The 18885-nt window shown below is 37.3% G+C and carries 16 protein-coding genes and 1 tRNA gene; 6 read left to right on the forward strand and 11 right to left on the reverse strand.

From position 1 onward, the window contains the following. Window positions 1-36 precede the first annotated feature (36 nt). From JR347_RS13215 to JR347_RS13225, 3 genes are read left to right on the forward strand one after another with little or no spacing between them, the layout of a single operon-like run. Window positions 37-1134 (forward strand): coiled-coil domain-containing protein, encoded by a 1098-nt coding sequence (locus JR347_RS13215; protein ID WP_205721068.1) that lies wholly within the window; start codon window positions 37-39, stop codon window positions 1132-1134. Next, entirely contained in the window at window positions 1121-1819 is a 699-nt protein-coding gene (locus tag JR347_RS13220) for an OmpA/MotB family protein (RefSeq protein WP_205721069.1), read from the forward strand. Before JR347_RS13215 ends, JR347_RS13220 begins: the two co-directional genes overlap by 14 nt. After that, window positions 1816-2568 (forward strand): HNH endonuclease signature motif containing protein, encoded by a 753-nt coding sequence (locus tag JR347_RS13225; RefSeq protein ID WP_205721070.1) that lies wholly within the window; start codon window positions 1816-1818, stop codon window positions 2566-2568. The genes JR347_RS13220 and JR347_RS13225 overlap by 4 nt, the downstream gene beginning before the upstream one ends. Before the next feature lie 23 nt (window positions 2569-2591). Here the strand turns inward: JR347_RS13225 and JR347_RS13230 are convergent, their stop codons facing one another. From JR347_RS13230 to miaE, 5 genes are all read right to left on the reverse strand, one after another. Further along, window positions 2592-2834, reverse strand: coding sequence for a hypothetical protein (locus JR347_RS13230; protein WP_205721071.1), 243 nt, complete (start codon window positions 2832-2834; stop codon window positions 2592-2594). A 568-nt stretch (window positions 2835-3402) separates the two neighbouring features. Next, a tRNA-Thr gene (locus JR347_RS13235) sits at window positions 3403-3475 on the reverse strand. A gap of 79 nt (window positions 3476-3554) precedes the next feature. Next, the gene (locus tag JR347_RS13240; protein WP_235689675.1) at window positions 3555-5597 is read right to left on the reverse strand and encodes a DUF349 domain-containing protein; all 2043 of its coding nucleotides are present in this window, start codon (window positions 5595-5597) and stop codon (window positions 3555-3557) included. 43 nt (window positions 5598-5640) lie between these two features. After that, entirely contained in the window at window positions 5641-6216 is a 576-nt protein-coding gene (locus tag JR347_RS13245; protein ID WP_205721072.1) for a YqgE/AlgH family protein, read from the reverse strand. Beyond that, window positions 6216-6800, reverse strand: coding sequence for a tRNA-(ms[2]io[6]A)-hydroxylase (gene miaE / locus JR347_RS13250; protein ID WP_205721073.1), 585 nt, complete (start codon window positions 6798-6800; stop codon window positions 6216-6218). Before miaE ends, JR347_RS13245 begins: the two co-directional genes overlap by 1 nt. Window positions 6801-6876: 76 nt before the next feature. Between miaE and pdxH the strand changes: the two genes are divergently transcribed. Both pdxH and JR347_RS13260 read left to right on the forward strand, forming a co-directional pair. Continuing rightward, window positions 6877-7518, forward strand: a complete 642-nt coding sequence (gene pdxH / locus JR347_RS13255; protein WP_205721074.1) for a pyridoxamine 5'-phosphate oxidase — start codon at window positions 6877-6879, stop codon at window positions 7516-7518. Then, complete coding sequence (locus JR347_RS13260; protein WP_205721075.1) at window positions 7515-8753, forward strand: glycosyltransferase family 2 protein; 1239 nt, start codon at window positions 7515-7517, stop codon at window positions 8751-8753. Before pdxH ends, JR347_RS13260 begins: the two co-directional genes overlap by 4 nt. On the opposite strand, the gene JR347_RS13265 is transcribed toward JR347_RS13260, so the two are convergent. The 5 genes from JR347_RS13265 to JR347_RS13285 all read right to left on the reverse strand — a co-directional run bounded on the left by JR347_RS13265 (window position 8750) and on the right by JR347_RS13285 (window position 16361). Further along, a complete protein-coding gene (locus JR347_RS13265) occupies window positions 8750-9445 on the reverse strand; it encodes a response regulator transcription factor (protein WP_205721076.1) in 696 nt (231 codons plus the stop codon). The two genes, JR347_RS13260 and JR347_RS13265, sit on opposite strands and share 4 nt — an antisense overlap. After that, a complete protein-coding gene (locus JR347_RS13270; protein ID WP_205721077.1) occupies window positions 9435-10421 on the reverse strand; it encodes a glycosyltransferase family protein in 987 nt (328 codons plus the stop codon). Before JR347_RS13270 ends, JR347_RS13265 begins: the two co-directional genes overlap by 11 nt. After that, a complete protein-coding gene (locus JR347_RS13275) occupies window positions 10418-11281 on the reverse strand; it encodes a UDP-2,3-diacylglucosamine diphosphatase (protein WP_205721078.1) in 864 nt (287 codons plus the stop codon). Before JR347_RS13275 ends, JR347_RS13270 begins: the two co-directional genes overlap by 4 nt. Window positions 11282-11474: 193 nt before the next feature. Then, window positions 11475-13898 (reverse strand): ABC transporter permease, encoded by a 2424-nt coding sequence (locus JR347_RS13280; RefSeq protein ID WP_205721079.1) that lies wholly within the window; start codon window positions 13896-13898, stop codon window positions 11475-11477. 3 nt (window positions 13899-13901) lie between these two features. Then, window positions 13902-16361, reverse strand: a complete 2460-nt coding sequence (locus JR347_RS13285) for an ABC transporter permease (RefSeq protein WP_205721080.1) — start codon at window positions 16359-16361, stop codon at window positions 13902-13904. Window positions 16362-16554: 193 nt separating this feature from the next. Between JR347_RS13285 and JR347_RS13290 the strand changes: the two genes are divergently transcribed. Then, complete coding sequence (locus tag JR347_RS13290) at window positions 16555-17922, forward strand: sigma-54-dependent transcriptional regulator (protein WP_205721081.1); 1368 nt, start codon at window positions 16555-16557, stop codon at window positions 17920-17922. A 45-nt stretch (window positions 17923-17967) separates the two neighbouring features. On the opposite strand, the gene JR347_RS13295 is transcribed toward JR347_RS13290, so the two are convergent. After that, window positions 17968-18810 carry a dienelactone hydrolase family protein gene (locus JR347_RS13295; RefSeq protein WP_205721082.1) on the reverse strand — a complete coding sequence of 281 codons (843 nt, stop codon included), beginning with the start codon at window positions 18808-18810 and terminating at the stop codon, window positions 17968-17970. Window positions 18811-18885: the final 75 nt, after the last annotated feature.

Here is an 18885-nt window from a genome sequence, read left to right on the forward strand (position 1 = left end):
TCATCATTGAGTTATCCTGAATTAAAATGATTTAATATGACAATTAATTTTTTACTTAATGAATTACCCTGGTACCTTCTAGGTATTTGGACTTTTTATTCATTATATGTCAGTTATGCATATAAAACATCAGTTAGAAATAGATGGACCAATTACTACATATTTGAATCAATCCCCTCTGTTTTTATAACCCTTGGACTACTTGGTACTTTCGCAGGCATAACTTATGGTTTAATCTATTTTGATACCGACCCTGAGTTCATCAAAACCAGTATAACAGATCTACTTGACGGATTGAAAAATGCTTTTTACACATCACTATATGGTATCTGCGGTAATCTGATTTTTTCAAAAATTGTAAAGTATAAAATGGTTCGTGGAATAGCAGTAGAACCAGAATATGAAAACGAACTACAAGAATTAAAAAATATCAATGCTAACCTCATTGGTATGTCAGACAAAATTGCCAATCAAATTGATTCTGCAATAGTTGAATCACTTAAAGGCATGGTTGAGGATGTAAATAACACCTTCAAGTCATTTATTAATGAATTGGTCGAAAAGAACTTTGACAAACTCACTGAAGCAATTAATCAACTTATAGAATGGCAGCGAGAATACAGGCTTGAAATCCAATCTATAAAAGAGGCTTATGAATCATTAGTAAATAAACATAAAGAGTTTACAGAAACAACATATACTTGGGTAGATAAATTGGACGAAATAGCAGGTCAGACATCTCAACTAGCTATGATCATTGATGAGTTTAAAGCCATAACAGATGATGACTCCAAATTCAGTAAAATAATAACTGAGGTAAAGGAGTCTACCGCCAATATGCAAACCACATCAAAAGCGTTGGAAGAACATTCTAATAAACTTGATGAAGTGCGATTAGCATTCATAGATTCAAAAAATGAGATTTCTGAGTGGTTAGAGAGAGAAGATGGTGTAAGGGATAGTACTAATGCATTATCACACTCCTTACAAGAACTTAGAAAATTTGAAATAAGCACTATTGAAAAGTTAGATGAAAAGTTCATGAAAGATCTTGAGGCTACTTTTAAAACATTCGACTCATTAATCAAAGAGTACATACTTTACTTACAAACTCAAATCAATGAGAAGAAGTAAAAATGAATCTAATTGGATATCCCTAGCGGATATGATGACTGGACTAATGGTGATATTTATGTTCATTGCCATTAATTATATATTGCAAATTATAGAGTACAAATTCGTAGAAAATGACATCTACAATGCTTTATTAGAAGAGTTCAAAAAGGAAATTGAATCAGAAGAGCTTGATCTTAGTCCTGATGGCACAGTTACCTTTAATCCAGAGAATAAAATTCTTTTTAATACAGGGAGTAGTAGGTTAACGAGAGACTTTAATGATATACTTGACGATTTCATTCCTCGCTATATTGAAACATTGAGCAATTTTGAAAATATAGATTATGTAAAAGAAATACGTATTGAAGGTCATACAGATAATGACCCTCCAAAATCAGGTGAGGATAGCTATAAATACAATTTAAACCTATCATCGAATAGGGCCCAAAATGTTTTAGATAAATTGAGAAACTCTAATGCATATTTAACACTGCCTGATTCAATGAAAGACAGGCTCGAATTTTTGTTTACGGCAAATGGCATGTCATATTCAAGAGCATTAAATAAGTCGAGTGAAATAATTTATGCCAGTTCAGATAAAGAAATAGATAAAAATTTATCCCGAAGAGTAGAGTTTAGAGTAATTACATCTAGTGATAAATTGGCTGAAGAAATTTATTCTAAAAGAGATTCTATAAAATGATTTACGATTTCTTAAAAGGCAAATCATCAGAATGGCTTGAAAGTAAGCTTTTAAGAAAACTCAAAACTGAAAGCCATTTTAACTACGCCCCTGTATTTAATGCTACCTGGAATAAAATTAAGGTTAGCAATAGCTTCTATTATCATGAAGAAGATGAATGTATAAATTACATGTTCGCATATAAAAACAAATATGCGACCGAGCATTGGGGTCATTTACCAAGGTTTCATATAGCAGAATGCGAAGTACGTCAGCAGTATTCTAATTATGTTTTTGCTAGTCAAATGCCTGTAGGCATCTATTGTACAGATAAAAGAGTAAATATTGGACAACATAAACTTGAGCTATGCTCAAAATGCAACAAGGAAATAACACTCTTTTCTTTTGGGTCACCCGACAAAGAATGGTTCGATGTGATTTTAGATATTGCCTCTAAAAAACACAAAAAATATGTGCCTTCTGAAATTAGTAGAACAGGTTATACAAAAGATTGGGGGCAAGTATCTTATGCACGTAGAGCACAGGAAGATTTCACCTGTGAAGGGTGCAAGATTCAATTATTACATGATGACGCATATTACTTGGAAGTACATCATAAAAACAGAAAGAAAGAAGATAATAGAAAGAAGAATCTAAAAGTACTGTGTATTGAGTGTCACAGTGAAGTTGATGACTTACATAGGAAGAACTATAGTCAAGGCGATAATGCATTGAAATTATCGAGTTTTAAAAATCGTTTTAGAAATTGATTCAATATTAGCTACTTGTTAACCTATTTAATCCCCTTCACCACCTCATACTTCACCACCGCCTTCGTGGGCCACTTGGAGATATCGATGATCTGAAGTAATTCGTAATTGCTGTTGTATTTGCTTACTGCATCCTGGTAGTACACATCAATCAACTCATCCCTGTCTCTATCCGTTCTGTTTAAGAGGTTGGTTTCAATGGCATTCTCTGCTTTTAATTCTATTTCAAGTATGCCGGGTTTGAGTTCTTTGGTGATGTATTTCATAAGAAGAGGATATTGTCATGTCGTAACGAAGTGCAGACATCTTTACCATCATGTAAATGATTTACTTTCTAATTGGTAAGGATTTCTTCGTTGCACTACGAAATGACCGTTTTAATTTGAATTTAGCCTCTAACAAACATAAATGATCTAATGAACCCCAACAACCGTAAACGTTGTATTTTGCTTAGACAATTTTAAAAAAGATGTCATGTCGTAACGAAGTGGAGACATCTTTGCCATCATGTTAATGATCTGTACTTCTAATTGCTAAAGATTTCTTCTCCGCCAGTTGGCGGATGCGAAATGACCGTTTTAATTCGAATTTAGCTTCTAACAAACATAAATGATCTAATGAGCCCCAACAACAGTGAACGTTGTATTTTGCTTAGACAATTTTAAAAAAGATGTCATGTCGTAACGAAGTGGGGACATCTTTGCCAGTATGTAAATGATCTTTACTTTCTAATTGGCAAGGACTTCTTCTCCGCCAGTTGACGGATGCGAAATGACCGGGTTAGTTGGGCCTTTCAGAAACAAAAAACCCTGACATTTATCGTCAGGGTTTTTGAGCCTCCTATCGGGATCGAACCAATGACCTACTGATTACAAGTCAGTTGCTCTACCAGCTGAGCTAAGGAGGCGTTCCTTAGTGCTTCCTTTCAGAAGCGAGTGCAATTCTAATACTCTTCGGTTTTAAAACCAAACATCTTTGAAAAAAAATTAAGAGTATTCTCTTACAATTCTCAGTTGGCTTTTTAACCCTTTCAACTCCTTGCTTGCAGCGTCTATTTTTGTCTCAAATTCACCTTTGAGTTTATCTGCCGTTTTAGAGTTAGCAAAGAATTCCATATTGTTTTTCCAAACGGCTATGTCGTTCTCCAACTGGCCTATTTGTTTTCTTATCGTTTGCTCTTTTCTATAAATCTTGTCGCTGGCATTAGGCCCTGATTTTAATTTATTGATCTGGTTTTCAATTCTAATTTTTTGCCTCTCTTCATTCGTAATACCTTCAATGCTATTGATAAACTTATCAACCGCTTCAGACCATTTACTCTTAATTTTTGAAATGGCATTTTTAGGAACAAACCCTATTTCATTAAACTGATCCTGCAACTCTCTGAACTTATCGAGGTCAGAAGTCTTATTTTCGGCCAGTTTTACAATCTCTTCGCAAATGGCTTCTTTCTTCTTCAGGTTTTCAGAAAAATCTTTCTCTGCTTCCCCAAGTTGCGCTCTTTTTTGATCGAAGAAATAGTCACATGCTTCTTTAAACTCACGATAAACGGATTCTCTGAACTTTTCAGGAACAGGCCCAATTTCACGCCATTGATTTTGAAGCTTTTTCAACTCATTGGCGGTTTTCTGCCACTCCGTGCTGGTCTTCAGCTCATTTGCCTTTTCTAAAAGCTCTTTTTTCTTCTCAAGGTTGCCCTCGCGCATGCTGTCGAGCTTTTTAAAGAACTGCCCTTTATTGTTGAAAAATGTTTTAAATGCAGACCAGAAAGTCTTATTTATTTCTTTGGCTTTAGCCCGTGGTAAACCACCAGTAGCTTCCCATTTCTTTTGAATCTCCTGAAGTTCTTTGGTTTTCTTGTTCCACTCCTTAATTCTGTCAGAATCAAATTGAGTGAATTCCTGAACTTGCTTGGCCAGCTCCTCTTTTACAACCAAATTGGCTTCTAACTCTTCCTTCAGCCCTTCAATAAAATCCTTCCTACGATCATACACGGCATCAGAAGCAGCTTTAAATCGCTGCCATAGAGGCTCACGCTCATCGTTAGGTACAGGGCCTATGTGTTTAAATTCATGGTGCAAGTCATTCAGGTCTTTAATAGCCTGACTTACGTTTTCAACTTTTGATAGTGCTTCTGCCTTTTCACACAGCTCAAGCTTGGATTCAAGGTTTTTCTTTCTATCAAGTTCTTTTAACTCAAAGTAGATGTGCCTATTGTCATAGAATCTGTCAACCAGCGCATTGTAATTAGCCCATAAGGTTTTGGCATAAGCTCCCGGTACAGGACCTACCTCCTTCCACTCGTTTTGAATGGCCTTAAATGCATTGAATTCAATATTGGTCTCCTCAGAATCAACAAACTCTCTGAGTTTTTCTAAAATCTCCTGTTTTTTCTTCAGGTTCGCATCTTTGCGATTCTCCTGATCCTTAACGTATTGTATTTTATGATCGCGGATAAGCTTGTAATTCGCTTCAAAGCGATCGGTCAATTCATCATTCTTGAAATCAAAATCTGCTTCTTCACCACCATCGGCAATGAATTTATCTAGCGCAGCTTGTCTTTCCTTATCTTTAATTTCATCGAAATAAGGTTTTATCTCGCGCGCTTTACGTTCTGCTTTGATAAAATTCGAGCTCTGTGACAATTCACGAATAGCAGCAACTAATTCCTCTTTATTCAGGTTGCTGTAATCAACATCTTCGTGCTCCTCTTCCTCTTCGTCTTCATCATCAGATTTTTCTGATAAATCTTCTTCCGTATTGAGCTTAACTTCTTTTTTGGATTTAGAACCTTCCTGACTTTCCGTTGCGTCAGCCTGTGGTTCTTCAGTTTTTTCTTCAGTAGAATCTTCAGATTCACTTACTGTAGGATTATTGGAAGCTATTTCAACCTCATCTGTTTCACTTTTAGATGCTTCTACTTTTTCTGATTCTGTAGCTTCACTCTTAAGTTCTTCACCATTTTCAGGTGTAACAGATGGTATTTCCTCTCTTCCCTGTTCTTGTAGTTCCTTCTCGTTGTCCATCATATACCGATTACGTCTTCATAAAGCGTAAAATTAGTAAATTCATTCAATTTAGTCTTGGGTCAGTAGGATAATTTGAATAGACGTTATAACGCCCGCCCAAACCTTTTAGAACTCGCTTCCAGAGTGCTTCTGAATCATGATCGAATACCAAGGCGCTTGTGGCATTCGGTGTTACAATCCATGAGTTAGCATCAAGTTCTTCCTGCAGCTGGCCTGAAGACCACCCCGAATAACCAACGAAGAATTTAAAATCTTCTGCTTTAATCTTTTTTGTATCTATTAAAATTAATAATTGCTCAAAATTACCGCCCCAATAGAGCCCGTTGCCTAAATCTACACCTCCTTCCAGGTAATCTGCTTTGTGAATAAAGTGTAATGTATCTTGCTGCACAGGTCCACCAATGTGCACAGGCTCCGGAAAGTCATGAATGTCTTCCATAATGTCTTCAAGATTAACTGTGCTTGGTTTGTTTAAAATAAACCCAAAAGAACCTTCTTCATTATGCTCACACATGAGCACAACGGTGCGCTCAAAATTAGGGTCAGGAAGAAAAGGCTCTGAAATTAATAATTTGCCCTTCTCCGGCTTTAGGTCATTTTTAAACTTAAAAAAATCCATCAATGCAATGCTGCTTTTATTGGTTGCTTGCTGAGAATCTCAGCTTCAATTTTATTTAACTCTTTCAATCTATTATAAACATCATCTTCATCAAAATAATTTAAAGCCATTTTAACAAAGATGTTTCCGTGCTTTGCCTCGCTTGCCCAAAGGTTGTGATAAAACTTCTTTAGATCACCCTCAGGCAGGTTCTCGTATACCAGCCTAAACCGTTCGGCTCCTCTACATTCTACGATGGAAGCGAGTAAAAGTCTATCCATAAAACGATTTTCTACGTCAGACCTGCAGTTATCTACCAGTTCTTTCACGTACATATCCTGCCCCATTTTGGTGGGAAGTCTCACGCCTCTCTTTTCCATGATTTCATATACCTGTTGGAAATGCTCCAGTTCCTCTACGGCTGTTTCTATGAGCTCCGGAATAATTTCTACCCTGTCCGGAAATTTAGCAACAAAGCTCATGGCCATGGCAGAGGCCTTGCGCTCACAATCGGCATGATCCTGAAGAAAGGTATCAAAATCATTCATCACAGCATCTACCCATTCCTGTGAGCTCTTACTTTCCAACTCAATACTAAATTTCATACTTCAATTAACCGCAAAAGATTTATTTATTAAAAATCATCAGGTGATTAATCTTTAAACAATTTATTTTTGGAATATGAATAAAGATATTTCTTCACTCAGAAAAGAGTATACTAAGCTGTCGTTAGACGTGAATGATGTAGATAAAAACCCGTTAAACACGTTTAACAAATGGTTTGATGAAGCCTTAAAGTCTGAGGTGATTGAGCCTAATGCTATGAGCCTGGCCACTGTTGATAAAAATGGCATACCAGCTAACCGCATCGTGCTATTAAAAGAAGTGGACAAAGGATTTGTGTTTTACACGAATTATCAAAGCGATAAAGGAAGAGAGCTTGAAGTGAATCCTGTGGCTTCTATTAACTTTTTCTGGCCGGAACTTGAAAGACAGGTTCGTATCCAGGGTAATGTTGAAAAAGTGAGTGAAGAAATGTCTACAAAGTACTTCCAAAGCAGGCCTAAAGAAAGTCAGATTGGCGCCTGGACCTCTCCACAAAGCACAGCAATAAAGAACAGGGCAATCTTAGAACAAAGGGCTAAAGAGCTTGCGGAGAAGTATAAAAATGATGGCGTTTTACCCAAGCCAAAACAATGGGGTGGCTACAGAGTGAACCCTTTCCATATTGAGTTTTGGCAAGGCAGGCCCAGCAGGTTGCATGATCGAATTTCATATACTTTGATAGACAATCAGTGGAAAATCAATAGGTTGGCACCTTGAGTAACCTCTATTTTGATAGATACGCATACAAAAAACACATAATAGCGCAAAGGCCTTCAGAAAACCTGGGCCTTGTGATTACAATTCCTTGTTTCAATGAGCCTCACCTGCTTAAGAGTTTAGCCAGTATCGCCTATTGTCATCCCGGGCGTGCCGATGTAGAGGTCATTGTGGTGATTAATCATAGCTTTGATGCCTCAGATAGCATCAAGCAACATAACCAAAAAACGTTTGAAGAAGCGCTGCAATTTGCTGAAACGTATAACACGGATCATTTAAAGTTTTACATCCTGCTGGAAGAGCTACCTGCTAAACATGCCGGTGTTGGTCTGGCTCGGAAAATTGCCATGGATGAGGCAGCTTACAGACTGTCCAGTATTAACAAGGATGATGGAATTATTGTATGTTATGATGCTGATAGTCAATGCGATGACAACTATTTGTTAGAGTTAGAAAGGTACTTTACACAGCATAAGGATTGTCCGGGTTGCAGCATCTATTTTGAGCACACGTTAGAAGGAGAATTTGAAGACAAGGTGTATGAGGCTATCGTAGATTACGAACTGTTCTTACGGTATTATGTGCATGCCTTACGTTATGCCGGCTTTCCATTTGCCCACCAAACCATTGGTTCTAGTATGGCTGTTAGAAACGCTGTATACCAGAGGCAAGGCGGTATGAACAGGCGAAAGGCCGGAGAAGACTTTTATTTCCTGCACAAGATAATTCCACTGGGTAATTTTGGTGAATTGAATACCACCAGGGTAATACCTTCACCTCGCAAGAGTGATCGCGTTCCTTTTGGTACTGGCAAAGCCGTAAATGATTGGCTGAACAGAGGAAATTTAGATACCTATAACTTCAAAAGCTTCGAAGATTTAAGGAATTTTTACACCAAATTAAATTTGGTTGTCGATTATAACTCATTAATATACAATTGGTTAGAATCTATACCTGAATCGCTGATTGAATTTGGAAAAACGATCGATCTAACAGAGAATATAGAACGCATCAAAAAGAATTCTTCCAATCTGGATTCATTCAAATCGAATTTTCACCGCTGGTTTGACGGGTTTATGGTCTTAAAATTCGTCCACTTTGCACGTGATCATTATTATCCCAACTACCCTATTTCAAAGGCTGTTGAAGAGCTATTCATGGTAAACAATTGGAAAATAGAAGAAAGCAATAAAGCTAATTTACTAGCCTTACGAACTATTGACAGAAGTACTTAACTTACTTTCTCCAGCTTATACTTCCCTTCCCTCACCTGCTTAATTAATTCAGTACCCAGCTTGTCTGCTACGTTCATTAAATAAGTATCTAATGTTTTGGCCAGCAGGTAAACATCCGGACCCCAAATATTATTGAGCAGGTTATCTCTTGAAATGATTTTCTTAGGGTTTTGCGCAAAGAAATAGATGATTTCAAATTCTGACTCAGACAGAACAATTTCTTTACCCTTATACGCCACCGATCGCTTTCTCCTGTTGATTGTCAGGTCACCAAGGTGAATCTCCTTGACACATTTACGAATGATCAGCTTTCTTTTAAGCACAGTGCTTATTTTATGGGTCAAAGCTCTGAGTCCGGTAATCTTCTGTATAAAATCATCACCACCGGTTTCCAGGGCTTCAATTTGCAGCTCTTTATCCGACTTGGCTGTTAGAAAAAAGATGTATGTATTATTAAATTCAGAACTCTCCCTCAGCTGGCGACATACTTCGATACCGTTTATTTTAGGCATCATTATATCCAAAATAATTAGATCTGGCTGAAAGCTTTTGGCAGCATTTAAGCTATCGGTGCTTTTACTAACAGTTTCAACCTCATAACCTTCTTTATCAAGATTATAAGCCAGTAGCTCAAGAATATCTTTGTCATCATCAATAATTAGAATTTTGTGTTTCCTTTTTTCAGAGTTCATTCGCTACTATTTTATCTACTATTGCCTGGGTTTCGTCTTGATAGTTTACTTCTATATGCTGATCTGTATCGATCCAGTTTTGAATTTTTTCTATTGATTTTTTACCGAGCTTTTTTGCTATTGGAATGCCCATTTCTTTCAGGGCTTCGGCATTGCACTGTTGCTCATACTGGCCCTTCATTGGTATTACCATCAATTTCTTTTGCAGGAAAAGTGCCTCAGAAGGTGTTTCAAAACCTGCACCACAAAGCACTCCTATTGAGCTTGTAAGAGAATTCACAAATCGTTCATTATTGATTGGCTCAATACTTACATTTTCATGCCAGTGTTTTGATTTGGTATGCTTTGAAAAAACCTTCCAGTCAACCCCTTTTACCTGGCTCAATATTTTGATGATTTTTTCATCTGAATAGGCTGGTAAATAGACCGTGTAATGTCCATTTTTTGTTAATTCTTTTTGTCTGATAGAATTTCTGACAATAGGTGTATAGATATTCTCATCGAAAGAATTGAAATGAAAGCCATAGTGCTTGGTAGCCGGAGCATAGTTCTTTAGGATGGATTGGCCCACAATGTCCAAAGACTTCGGTTTAGGGCATTTACTGGACAGTAACGCACTTTGATGGCTCAGGGCAATTACTTTTTTACCTTTTAATTTAGCAGCCCAGGCAGAAATGGGTTCAAAATCATTGATTATTAAATCATATTGCTCGATGGGTAAATCGTGAACTTCTTTCCAGATTCTTCGGCTACTGTTTTCATTGAATGTTCTGCCTATATCAATACCTCCCTTCTTACCAAAGAAGAAGCTCAGGCCTTTCGATTTGTATTTAATTGAATACGGTAGAGCTATATCTGCTTGTGCACCGCTTACCATATAATCAACCTGGCCATGTTTCTCCAAGGCAGGAGCTACATCCATAGCTCTACTCATATGGCCATTGCCTGTACCTTGTATTGCGTATAGAATTTTCATTTTTTGGAAGCCGTTAAAAATTCCGTGACCATATCTTGAAACAAATCGTTATTGGTTTGATATTTCTCTTTGACCTTACCATTCGATTTTTTGATCTGTTTGGCCAGCTCGTCTGTTCTATAATCATAAATAGACCATTGGCCTTTATTGTACTCCAGGGCTGTCATGTTCTCTACCCAATCGCCACTATTTAAATAGGTAACCTGGCCTTTAGAAGTGTTTATTTCCCTATGTTGTGGTTGATGAATATGGCCGCAGATTACGTAATCGTATCTATTATCAATGGCGATATCTGCAGCAGTATTTTCAAAATCATCAATGAACTTTACAGCCGTTTTTACACTGTCTTTTATTCGTTTTGACAGCGATATTTTACCTCTACCTACAGAGCGAAGACAAAAATTTACGAATGTGTTAAGGATGATTAAGGAGTCGTAGCCCACTGCTCCGAGCTTTGCCAACCACTTGGAGTATTGCATGGTAACGTCAAATACGTCTCCATGAAAGAACCATGCTTTTTTACCATCTAATTTTAATACCAGCTTATTTTCTATTTTGAATGAACCTAGCTTAAACCCAACAAAGCGTCTAAGCATTTCATCATGGTTGCCTGTGATATACACCACTTCGGTCTTACGACTCAAAACACTGGTTATATATTTAATAATTTGCATGTGAGAGGAGGGCCAGTAACGCTTGCTGAACTGCCACATGTCGATGATATCACCGTTGAGGATTAGTTTTTTAGGGTTGATAGTTTTGAGATATTGAAGCAATTCTTCCGCCTGGCAACCATACGTACCGAGGTGTACATCGGAAATAACTACTACTTCTACATCTCTTCTAAATTCTTTTTTCATGGGTATAAACAAAAAAAGATACCTCGCCTGATATCTTTATAACTAATGTTAAAATCAAACGGGTATCTATTAACCATACATTGCAAATGTATCGTCTTGTTTTTACCTCATAATATCCAAAGTATTAACTATCGATTACTAATCGTAATATTTCGATTACCTTACTATGAAGAATGTTATGGGATTGTTAGTACTATTCATATCTAAGGCTATCAACCGGATTGGTATTGTTCAATTTCAATAAATGAAACGCGATTGTTCCAATCATAATCACTGTTAGAAGTGTAGTGGGCAAAAGGAATGTGATAACATCTAAATCAATTTTAAAAGCATATTCTTGGAGCCATTTTTCACCAATGAAATAGGCAGATGGTATGGCTATGAAAGAAGCTAAAAGCATCATTTGAAGAAAAGGTTTTAGGTTATTCCAAAACAATGAAATTGAACTAGCTCCCAATGTTTTCCTTATGCCAACCTCTTTCGTTTTTCTTTCAACACTGTAAAGCGACAATCCGAACAGGCCTAGAATGGCCAATAGTATTGCAATGGACGTGAAACCAATAACGATACGTGATAGAAACGTTGCAAACGCATAGGCCTCTCCAAATTTTTGATCTAAAAAGGCATAATCAAAATTGGTTGTAGGAAATATTTGGGTGTAAATCTGCTTAACTTCCTCTATTAAATTAGCCGTATTGGCCAATGAATTGGTGCCCGTATTGTAAGAAATAGTGAATATCTGGGCGTTTTCACGAAACAGGAAAATTGCCGGCTTACTCTCCTCTAAGATAGAGTTGTGCTGATAGTTTTCTATCACTCCCACTATTTCTATCGTATCAGCACCGTTTACCACCTTCATTCCCAGCGCAGCTTCCACACTGGGTATCTCCAATGGTTCTAGCCCTTTCAGGTTCACTAGTGCCTTTAACTGGCTAGTATTTTCATTTACGCGATCGGTACCAGCTATTAATTTTAAATTGTAGAGTTCCGCATAATCATTATCAATATAAGTTACATTAATGCCATACTCACCTACCCGATCAGCCGTTTTATCAATTCTGTGCATGTTGTTGGTAGACCAGTTAAAATGATGCGATGGAACACTCCCAGAAGCTGAAACCCCATTTGTACTGGCTAATTTGCTCAACTCATTTTTGAACGACTGTGCCTTAGCCTCGTAATTTTCAATCGATTCTTTGGGCTTATAAACAAGCAATTTTTGATCGATGTCAATCCCTAAATCTTTATTCTGTAGATAGTTAATCTGTTGGTAAAGGATAAGTGAGCAAGTAAGCATTAAAGCAGATGCTGCAAATTGTATGATAACACTAATTTTTCGATAACCTGATTTCCCATTAACAGACCTTAAATCGCCTTTGAGAATATTAATCATAGGATAAGAAGATATTATTATCGCTGGCTGAATAGAAGCCCAAATAAGTACAAGAAGAATGGGTGCCAATACCCAGCTTATAACCGATTGATTGGCCCAAATAGATTCACCAAATGCACCCCCAAAACCAGCATTAAATAATGGATAACACAATTGGATGATGGTGATGGCCAACAGAATGGATAAACTTATAATGATGATCGATTCTGTTGTAAATTGGAGAAGTAAATGGAGTTTTGTTGCTCCCATATTCTTCCTCACTCCTACTTCTTTGGCTCTTTTTAGTCCTCTGGCTGTGAATAGGTTAATGTAATTCACCGAAGCTAAGAACAGAATAATGATTGCCACTGCTATTAGAAAATGTATAATTCGCTCGTCCCTTACTGGCTGATATTCATTCATGAACCCTGAGCTTATATGAATATCCTTTATTGGCTGAAGCTGCACTTCAATACCGGCACGCTCACGGTTTTCTTTACCAATGTGTTTATCTATGAACTGATTGCTTTGTTCCTGCGTAATTGTCGAAGCAGGATTTAATTCGATATAAGTGTAAAAGCCATTCCAGCCCCAGTTATCGAATTTCGCCCAAAAATTATCGCTATTCTCCAGGGTTTTCATGGAGAAAACGGCATCTACCGGTAAGTGTGTATTTGATTTAGCATTAGAAAAAACTCCTGCTACATTGAGCTTTAGTTCACCAAAATTGCGCTCAAAGAAGATTAACTCACGATTCAACGGATCAACATCACCAAAGTATTTAGTAGCTAAAGATTCACTTATAAATAGCTGAAGGGGCTCATTCAGCAGCTTTTCATTACCTGCCTTTAAAGGGTAGTTGAAAAGTTGGAAAAACCCTGGTGTTACGCTAACCACTCTTTCTTCGATATCTGAAACGGTATTTCCTGAATTATCAAAAGATTTAAGAATGCCTTCAGAATGACGAACAGCGGTGGTCTGCTTCAACTGCTCAAATTCATCCTTGATTAATGGTTCAACGGGTGCCGGTGTGGTAGCTGAGATGCCGCCATCATCTTTAACAACTAAGCGATATTTGTTTTCTATATTTTGTTGATGATCGTCATAACTCAACTCGTAAAATGAGTAATGCAGAAGTAAAATACTGGCTGCAATACCAACAGATAGGCCGATAAGATTAAGGAAAAAATAGATTGGCGACTTCCTTAAATTCCGAACGATTATTTTAATGTAGTTCAATAACATGGCTTATTCGTATCTAAGACTATCAACCGGGTTTTTCATGGTGGCAGATAATACCTGCGAACCAATGATAGCGCAAGCAATAAGTACTATTGATAGTATTGGAATTACGAGCATCCATGGTGTTAACTCTATGCGATAGGCATATGCCTCCAACCAATTTTCAAGACCCAAGTAGGCTAATGGTATCGCCACAACAATTCCCACTAAAATGAGCCATAAATACTGCATAGTTAGTAGTTGAATAATTCTTCCCGAAGACGCTCCTAATACTTTTCTAATGCCTATTTCCTTAGTTCGTTGAACTACGGCATAAGAAGCCAAACCTAACAACCCTAACCCAGCAATTATTACCGAAAGCAAGGCAAACAGGCTTATGATAAAACTGAATTCCTGATCGCTCTTGTATTGCTCGTTAAAGCGTGAATCGAGAAAATTATAATCAAATGGATACTCAGGGAAGAATTTCACCCAAATAGCTTCTATTTGATCGAGTGACTCCTTTAACAGTACTGCTTTTCTTTCTGAAGACAGACTCTCATCAATATTTAAAGCAAGTGAATAATAATTGCTCCAGCTACTGTACACCAAAGCCATTGGCTCAATTTTACTTTTTAAGGACTGCTGGTGAAAGTCTTTCACAACACCCACGATGGTTAATTCCGGAAACATGCGTCCCTCAATTAGGTTTTTACCGATTGCTTCTTCAGCTGTTTCAAACCCTAGTAATGACAAGGCGGCCTCGTTGATCACAAAATGACCTTTATCAAAGGTGCCATCACCCAAATTGTAGAATCTACCAGCTGCCATTTCTATGTCATACGCATCTACGAAATTTCTATCGCAAGCTAGTAGACTGATGTTCTTCTTATCATCATCTGTTTCGTTGGATAATCTCAAAGAAGTAGCCCAACCTGTGTCCTGACCTGGAATATCGCTGCTGGCAGTAATATGCTTTATTGCATTTAGTTGATTGATTTCTTCCTTAAAAGAATTGATCACCTGATATCTATCGGTGCTTGATGATGTCACATCAGTTGGTGGGGCATCCAAAATTAATATGTTATTGATGTTAAGACCTAAGTCTTTATTTTTCATATACGTGATTTGCTCATAAACCACATAAGTGCCTATTATCATAATGGAAGATGCAGCAAACTGAAATATTACAAGACCTTTGCGTAATAATTCACCACTTTTAAAGCTTGTTATTTTGCCTTTTAAAACAACGGTTGGTTTAAATCCTGATAAAACAAACGCTGGGTACAAACCTGACAAAAATGAACCCAACACCAGTACCGAGGTGAAAGTTGTCCAGAAGAACATACTAGAGTCTTCGGAGAGTGCCATCAAATCTTTAGATCCGAAAAGGGCCGGCAAGCACAGCTGAGTAATGGTTAGTGCTATGGCCGCAGCTAAACAATTAATAATGAATGATTCAACCATAAATTGTAACCTAATTTGATAGAGATGAGAGCCTAATGCTTTTCTCACGCCTACTTCTCGAGCTCGTTCGATGGCCCTGGCAGTAGAAAGGTTAATAAAATTAATCCAGGCTATCGTTAATATGAACAGTCCTATCAATTGCAATCCTAATAATAGCTTTTCTGCCGATTTATCCAATGTTGCCTCTTGAGTTACCGTAGTAAGGTGTAGATCAGTAAGCGGCAGCATGTCTAGCGACCATATCGTTTCATCGTTGTGAAAAATATCCAGATCAGTCACATTTCTCTTTAATGCATTCTGAATCTTGTTTATCGAATTGTCACTTAGAATATACGTTTCGGCATTCCAGCTATTCCAATTATCCAACTGTTCTGCACCTTCAATTGACCCTTTCGAAGGCATTGACAAAAGCACAGATAAATTAAAAGTTGTGTTAGTAGGTAAATCCTTGGTAACACCCACAATTTCATAGTCGTGGTTGCCTATATTCCCACTTAAAGTGATGGTTTTTCCAATTGCTTGTTGTGGATCAAAGAATTTAGCAGCTACAGACTCCGACAGTACTACTTTCATTGGTTGATCCATTTTAGCAAAAGATCCTGAAACCAATTCTAGGTCGAGCACATTTTTAATTGACTTATCCGCAAACTGAACGCCTTGCTGTGCAAGTGCTACTCTACCAGCGTCACTGTCATAAATCAGTGAATTATTTTGGTAATCAATTTTAACCAATCTAAAGGCTCCTTCAATTTCCGGAATTTCATCAAGCTTGTTTTTTAAGGCTGTTCCGGCATTAAAATAGACCCTATTCTCACCATCCTCCATCTGTCTTGTGAAGTAAGTACGATAAATAGTGCTGCTGTTGGAAAAGTTTTGGTTGTAGCTAAACTCATAATTCACATAATAGTAAATACTCAGACATGCAGCCATTCCTAAAGCCAGGCCAGCGATGTTGATGAAGCTAAAAACCTTCTTATTTAATAAATTTCGTATGGCTATTTTAATGTAGTTGGTAATCATGGTTGTTTCATTATATGATTCACGAACAACAAGCCAATTGCGATGCCAAAATCATAAGTTACTTAATATCAGATAGTTAAAAATAAATTTATATTCTCTAGAAGTAAACATGTGTCATAATGAGACATATAATTTGTGTCAATATGATACAATGTTTAGTTTCGTTGAATAAGCTAGTGAAATAATAACAGTTATGGGTAAAAAAGGTCTTGTTCTTTTAGTAGATGATGATGAGGATGTTTTATTAACTAGTAAAATGATCTTACGGCCCCACTTTGAAAAGATATTGACAGAATCATCCCCAAAGAAATTGGAGTCAATTCTATCCACTTCAAACCCTGATGTAATCATACTAGACATGAACTATAAGACCGGAGCTACCACCGGTAATGAAGGACTGTTTTGGCTAAGAAAGATTCAGGAAATAGATGATTCTATCAAAGTGATTATGAATACAGCCTATGGTGATATTCAATTGGCCGTGGAATGTATGAAAGAAGGTGCAGCTGATTTTATTACAAAGCCATGGGAGAAAGAGAAGATTCTAAATACAGTTCTAAACGTTTACAAATTGCGTGTTTCAGAAAAGGAGGTTTCTAAGCTAGAATCAGCGCAAAAAGTGTTGGTTACTGATCTCAACAGATCAGAAAATCCAATTATTGGCAACTCAGAAGCTATGAAAAAGGTTTTTGACCTGATTGATAAAGTAGCTGCTACCGATGCAAATGTTCTAATAACCGGTGAAAATGGAACTGGTAAGGAATTGATAGCCAAAGCAATTCACAAAAAATCGAAACGTAATAACAGGCCTTTTATTAAAGCAGATTTAGGTGCTCTATCCGCTAACTTGTTTGAATCTGAACTGTTTGGCTACAAAAAAGGAGCATTTACTGATGCCAAGGAAGATCGACCCGGCAGAATTACCATTGCTGATAAAGGAACACTATTTTTAGATGAAATTGGCAATATAAGTGAGGCGCAGCAAACTAAGCTGTTGAGTGTATTACAAAATAGAGAGGTGATTCCGCTTGGTGGGCACTCTCCCACTCCCATTGATATACGCATAGTTTCAGCAACTAATAAAAACATTTCTAAAGCGGTTGATAATGGCAGTTTTAGAATGGACTTACTCTATCGACTGAATACTATTGAAATTCATATTCCGGCCCTGAGAGATCGAAAAGCGGATATACCTTTACTAGTAGATCATTACCTAACAAAGTTTACATCGAAGTATGACAAACCTATACTATACACCACCGATGATTGCCTGAAAAAGCTGCAAGAATATCATTGGCCAGGCAACATCCGTGAATTAGAACATGCGGTAGAACGTGCCGTAATTATGGCCTCAGGTAAGGAATTGCAATCTGAAGATTTTATGCTCACTAATGCCAAGAAACCAGAATCTAATGATTCTTTAAAAGTGGAAGATGTAGAAAAAGACCTCATACTCCAGGCAATTGATAAGCACAAGGGCAACTTATCTAAAGCATCGGAAGAACTGGGTATGGGTAGAAGTACGCTCTACAGAAAAATGGAGCGCTATAAAATAAAATAAGCCAGGCGTAGTAGCCTAGCTTATATTTAATGTATGTCTGCTTACTTATTTGAAAACTCCACTGAAGAAGGTCTTCATTTCCTCCCATGAAGCCTCATCAGCCTTAGCATTATACTCTAATGGCAATTCAAATTTCTCACCCATGGCCGTTGCGCCTTTGCTTGTAAACGCATGCTTAGCACTATCATAGGCTATGTATTTGTAATTTGCATTTACACTGTCCATCGCTGATTTAAACGTTTCAACTGACTCTTCAGAAATAAAAGGATCTGCAGCACCATTGCATACCAATATTTTGGCTTGAATATCATTCGTAGGCATTACTGGCAGCTGAAGCCCGCTATGAAATGCAGCTACAGCATCTATATCTTTGCCCATGTTAGCCATCGTTAATGCTACACTTCCTCCAAAGCAATAACCAACGACACCAATTTGATCTGGATCTACATTCTCATTCGACTTTAACAGCTCCATCGCCTTATCGAATCTTGCTTCCGCTTCATCCATATTTGAAAAGACAGACGTCATAAATTTCTGAGCATCTTTAGGGTGCTCAGCCACTTTTCCATCGCCATACATATCTACTGCCAACGCTACATAGCCTAACTCAGCAAGCATATCCGCACGCTTTCTTGTGTATTCGTTGTGTCCCCACCATTCGTGAACTACTAAAATTCCTGGTTTCTTCTCTGTACTATTTTTATCATAAGCTAAATAGCCTTTCATCGTTGTTGAATCAGTAGAATAAGTAACCTCTTCCCCGACATATTCCGGAGTGGTTTCTACAGCTACCGTTTCATCTGACCCATTATCTGATTTCTTACCACAAGAAATAATAATGGTTAATAGAAAGAGTATTACTAGAAATTTTGTACTTAATTGTTTCATCTGCTTAAATTTTAGGTTTAGCTTCAATATAATAATTTGTTTTAGATACTTCTAAACACGATCCTATTTAATCAA

The sequence above is a fragment of the Fulvivirga lutea genome (assembly GCF_017068455.1).
Lineage (GTDB): Bacteria > Bacteroidota > Bacteroidia > Cytophagales > Cyclobacteriaceae > Fulvivirga > Fulvivirga lutea.